At 68.4% G+C, this 4,920-nt stretch carries 4 protein-coding genes and 3 tRNA genes; all 7 read right to left on the bottom strand.

The window, feature by feature from the left end; translation table 11 throughout:
* Window positions 1-2: 2 nt before the first annotated feature.
* Window positions 3-76 (bottom strand) — tRNA-Glu (locus AC1VTH_RS06685).
* 36 nt (window positions 77-112) lie between these two features.
* Window positions 113-189 (bottom strand) — tRNA-Glu (locus tag AC1VTH_RS06680).
* Window positions 190-206: 17 nt separating this feature from the next.
* Window positions 207-280, bottom strand: a tRNA-Gln gene (locus AC1VTH_RS06675).
* A gap of 196 nt (window positions 281-476) precedes the next feature.
* Window positions 477-1,880, bottom strand: a complete 1,404-nt coding sequence (locus tag AC1VTH_RS06670; RefSeq protein WP_481335385.1) for a CCA tRNA nucleotidyltransferase — start codon at window positions 1,878-1,880, stop codon at window positions 477-479.
* 249 nt (window positions 1,881-2,129) lie between these two features.
* Window positions 2,130-2,504, bottom strand: coding sequence for a DUF1667 domain-containing protein (locus AC1VTH_RS06665; protein ID WP_481335384.1), 375 nt, complete (start codon window positions 2,502-2,504; stop codon window positions 2,130-2,132).
* Complete coding sequence (locus AC1VTH_RS06660; RefSeq protein ID WP_481335383.1) at window positions 2,504-2,758, bottom strand: hypothetical protein; 255 nt, start codon at window positions 2,756-2,758, stop codon at window positions 2,504-2,506. The genes AC1VTH_RS06665 and AC1VTH_RS06660 overlap by 1 nt, the downstream gene beginning before the upstream one ends.
* Window positions 2,730-4,920: FAD-dependent oxidoreductase (locus tag AC1VTH_RS06655; RefSeq protein ID WP_481335382.1), on the bottom strand; the 2,191-nt coding region annotated here is incomplete at its 5' end. The genes AC1VTH_RS06660 and AC1VTH_RS06655, both read right to left, overlap by 29 nt.

Here is a 4,920-nt window from a genome sequence, read left to right as displayed (position 1 = left end):
GGTAGCCCGTACCAGATTCGAACTGGTGATCTCCGCCTTGAGAGGGCGGCGTCCTGAACCGCTAGACGAACGGGCCATATGTAGAGGGGCTCTACGTGCCCCGAAGAACTCATGGTAGCCCGTACCAGATTCGAACTGGTGATCTCCGCCTTGAGAGGGCGGCGTCCTAAACCGCTAGACGAACGGGCCATATGTAGCAAATGCAATGGCTGGGATGGAGGGAGTCGAACCCCCATTGACGGAACCAGAATCCGCTGTCCTGCCATTAGACGACATCCCAAAGTTGCAATGCCTGTCTGCGCCTCAGCGCGAGAAAGAACTATACGGAAGAGCAAGGGTCCGCGCAAGTACTTTTTGGAAAAATTTTTGTGAGAAGCGTAAAAATATTCTGCCTACGCAATCCACCTGCGGTTTTAATAGGACATTCGTAACGAGAGACCATGATACCCACCAAGAAGAGCCCTGAGGGCGCCCCGCTATCCGCGTCCCAGCCATGCGAGAAGCGACGAACGGTCGTTGGGAACGCGCTCAGCCATGACGTCGGCAAGCAGGGCCGAGAGTCTCTCGCCCACCGCGGGGCCAGGCGCGATGCCGCAGGCGGCCATGACGTCGGCGCCGCTTACGGCAAGGTCTCGGGTGCTCCAGCACAGGCCCTCGCGCTCGATCTTTTCGAGAACGGCCTCGTGGTCATCGAGCTCGCGGGCGTAGATGCGGTAGGCCGGCGCCTTCGCGAGCGCGTCGGCGCGCCTCAGGCAGACGAGCTCGCGCATGAGCTCAAGGACCTCGTCGCGTCGCTTGAGCCCGCTCATGGCGGCCACCGAGGCCGTGAGCTTGAGCACGGGCTCGACCTTGGGAGCGCAGGGGCGGTCGTGGTAGCGGACGAGGGCAAGGATGGGATTGGCGAGCTCGTGAGGGATGGCGAGACGACGCAGGAGAGTCGCGGAGATGTCGCGGCCCCGTCCGGGGTGGCCATAGAAGTGTCCCTGGCCGGCCTCGTCGACCGTGAAGCTCGTGGGCTTCCCTATGTCGTGAAGCATGGCGGCCCAGCGCAGGCGCTCGCTTGCCTTGCCAACAGTGAGCTGCTCGACACCCTCCATGACGCAAATGGTGTGCTCGAGCACGTCGAAGCAGTGATAGCGGCTTCGCTGGTCGAAGCCCTCCATCGGAGCAAGCTCGGGAAGCGCGGCGAACATGACCTCGCGCTGGTGACGAAGCGCCCACGCGGCGCGGCCAGACACCATGATGCCTCGCAGCTCGGTGCCGATGCGCTCTTGGGCCACGCCCGCAAGCGTGGGGGCGGCGGCGCGCAGGGCCGCCTGCGTGGCAGGCTCGATGTCAAAGTCAAGGCGGGCGGCGAAGCGCACCGCGCGCAGGATGCGCAGGGCGTCCTCGTCGAAGCGCACGGCGGGGTCGCCCACCGCGCGGATGACGCCCACAGCAACGTCCTTTGCCCCGCCAAAGGGGTCGAGAAGCCCACGGGTCGGATGCCAGGCCATGGCGTTAACCGTGAAGTCGCGGCGCGCGAGGTCCTCGCGCACGTCGGTCACGAAGGTCACGGAGTCGGGGTGACGCTGGTCAGTGTAGGCGCCGTCGATGCGGTAGGTCGTGACCTCGACGGGCTCGCCGCAGACGACGGCTGTGACGGTACCGTGAGCCGTGCCCGTCTCGTGCACGACAAAGCCCGCCGCCTCGAGGGCGACCTTCGACTGTGGCCAGGGGGCACTCGTGCACACGTCAACATCGTGAGCCACCACGCCGCGCAGGGCGTCTCTCACCCAGCCGCCCACGACCCAGGCCTCATGACCGGCATCCTCGAGCGCCCGTAGGGTGAGCAGGCCATGCTGGGGTGCGAGGGCGGGATCGATCGTGGCTTGTGGCATATGCGGCGACTCCCCTGATGGCGTTGGCTGGCTTAATGATGCCAAGTATAGCGCCGTGGCGGCTGGCCCCGAATGCCCTCATTCCACAGCGCGAAGCGTCTCTTGCCCCAGCCTTGCAGCGAAGGAATCAGATTCCTAGGAAAACGAGGTAATTAGCTTTTAGGGGATAGCTATATGCCCATATTCCTAGGAATTTGAAAGGAGGGATAAGGAAGAACCACCGATTGAGAGGAGTGGGAAAGAACCGGGTTAGCCCACGGCGCGGGTGGCGATGACGTCAACACCCGTGTCGCAGACGTTGGCGACGACGACGTCGCCCAGGGCGATGGGGGCAGAGCAGCCCTCCCCCGCCGCCTTGGCCGCCGCGACGACGCAGGCCATGAGCCCCTTGGGGACGGGAGCGCTCGTGCGCACGGACAACGGCTCGGCCACGCCCGGCACGCACACCGTGGTGGTCACGACGCGCTCGGGGTGGGTCAGCTCGGCAGGTCCGTAGCTCTTGCCGCGGGCGCATCCCGCCCCCGAGACGTAGACGGCCTCGCCGGACGACGAGAGCTCCACCACAAGCGTGCACCCCGTGGGGCAGCACGTGCACGTGACCTCGCGCAGCTGCTTGTCTGCCATTAGCGCTCATCCTCCTCGATGCGGACCTCGACGCCCTCGACCTCGTCCCACGACGTGGGCGGGCGCACCGCGACGCGGCACATCTCCGCAGGCAGGGCAACCTTGAGCCTGCGGCTCGCAAGCTCGGTGACGTCGCCCCTCCGCCTGGCCTCGATGACGAAGCGGGCGCCGCGCATGACCTTGCTTGGCCTAAAGGCAAGCGTCACGGGGTCGCTCCCAGCGCCGTCAATGCGGCTCGGCACGACATAGCGCACGCCGGCCCCCGCCTCGACGGGGGGCGGGGTCGCTCGCCCCGCGCGCACCGCTAGCCACCCAGGCCGCGGCGGCCTCGCCCGCTAGCGCGCCCTCGGCAGCAGCGAAGTCCGCGAGGTCGTGAACGTGCAGGGCGTTGCCGCAGGCGAAGACGCCCGGCGCGCTCGTCTCGAGGCGCTCGTTTACCACCGCGCCGCCCGTGACGGGCGAGATCTCGATGCCCGCCTCGCGCGCGAGCTCGCTTTGCGGGATGAGCCCGCACGAGAGCACGAGCGTGTCGCACGCGACGTTCACCTCGGTGCCAGGGATGGGCCGGCGCGTCGCGGGGTCGACCTCGGCGATGTCGACCGACTCGAGGCGCGCGGAGCCGTGGGTGGCGACGACCGTGTGCGAGAGGTGCAGCGGGATGCCAAAGTCGTCCAGGCACTGCACGATGTTGCGCGTGAGGCCGCTCGGGTGGTCGAGCAGCTCGTAGACGCCCTCGACCTCCATGCCCTCGAGCGTCATGCGGCGGGCCATGATGAGGCCGATGTCGCCCGAGCCCAAGATCACGGCGCGGTGGCCCGGCACGCAGCCCTGCAGGTTGATGAGCGACTGCGCGGAGCCCGCGGTGTAGATGCCTGAGGGGCGGTCTCCCACGATGCCCAGGGCGCCAAAGCCACGCTCGCGCGAGCCGCATGCGAGTACCACCGCACGGGCGCGCACCGCATACGAGCCCCGCGGACGAACGACCTCGAGCGTGGAGGGCGCGCCGTCGTCTGTTACGTGGAGCGAGAGCACGGTGGCGCCGTCCCAGACCTCGACGCCCGCGTGGGCGAGCTCCTCCGCCTCGCGAGCGGCAAACTCGGGGCCCGTGAGCTCGTCCTTGTAGCGCTTGAGGCCAAAGCCGTTGTGGACGCACTGGCACATGATGCCGCCCAGCTCGCTCGCGCGGTCGACGAGCAGCACGCGGGCGGCACCCCGCTCGTGAGCGGAAGTAGCTGCCGCCATGCCCGCGGCTCCCCCGCCAACGACCAAGACGTCGTAGGGCTCGTCGGCGGGCGCGCCGCTGGCGTCAGCAGAGGTCGCGTCGCCCTTGCGCGCCTTGCGCTCACCCCGGGCGAGCTCAACATAGTCGGGGCGCGCGCTCGCCACCATCCACGAGCCACGCAAGCGCTTGTCGACGTCCTGGGGAGCCACGCCGAGCTCGGCAGAGACAACGCGCAGAAGCTCGGGCGTGCAGAATCCGCCGTGACAGCGGCCCATCATGGCGCCCGCGCGCCACTTGAGGGCGTCGAGGCACAGCACCGGCACGGGACCGTGGAGCGCGGCCACGACCTCGGCCGCACTCACGTTGCCGCAGCGGCACACTACCTCGCCCCAGGCGGGGTCCTTGGCGATGGCCTCCTCACGCTCGGCCGCGCTCATGTAGGCAAGGCGGCGTCGCGGCGGATTCGTGGGCCAGAAGTCAGACCGGCGCGCGAGGCCAAGGCTTTCGCCCACCTGCGAAGCGATCTCGACGCCCACGGCAGGCGAGCTCGTAAGCCCCGGCGACTCGAGGCAGGCGACATCGAACAGGCCGGGGACGTCATCGCAGGCGCCGATGACGAAGTCGTGGTTGGTGCCCTTGGCGCGCACGCCGGCGAAGTTGGTGATGGCGTCTCGCGCGCTCGCGCCGGGCCAGGTGCGCCGCGCGCCCTCGACGATGCCCGCGAGGCCAGCTGCCGAGGTGCCGAGCGCGTCGGGGTCGTCCTGCTCGGTGGCGCTGGGACCCACGAAGAGGTTGCCGTGGACGGTGGGGCTCACGAGCACGCCCTTGCCCTTGGCCGTGGGCACCTGGAACACGGTGCGCGCAAAGGTGGAGCCCAGGCGCGGGTCATAGAGCAGGTACTCGCCGCGCACGGGAACGATCTTTAGCTTGCTTGCGCTCAGCAGGTTGTGGATTTGGGCCGAGTGCACGCCCGCGGCGTTCACGATGGCACGCGCCCGCACGACCTCGCCGCCAGCGAGCACGAGGTCAAAGGCACCGTTGCCGGGGCGGGTAATATCACAGACGCGCGCGTCGAAGCGGACCTCGACGCCATTGCGCACGGCGTTCTCGAGGGCCGAGAGGGCCACCTCGTACGGATCGCAGATGGCGCCGGTGCGCACGCGCAGGGCGCACGTCACCTCGCCCGAGAGCGCC

The sequence above is a fragment of the Parolsenella sp. genome, assembly GCF_982402205.1.
The sequence above is the reverse complement of the archived record's forward strand: the minus strand, read 5'-3'. Positions and strand labels throughout refer to the sequence as shown.

Excerpts from the sequence above, each read along its gene's own strand:
- AC1VTH_RS06670 (WP_481335385.1), bottom strand. The coding sequence starts at position 1,880 with ATGCCACAAGCCACGATCGATCCCGCCCTCGCACCCCAGCATGGCCTG.
- AC1VTH_RS06665 (WP_481335384.1), bottom strand. The coding sequence starts at position 2,504 with ATGGCAGACAAGCAGCTGCGCGAGGTCACGTGCACGTGCTGCCCCACG.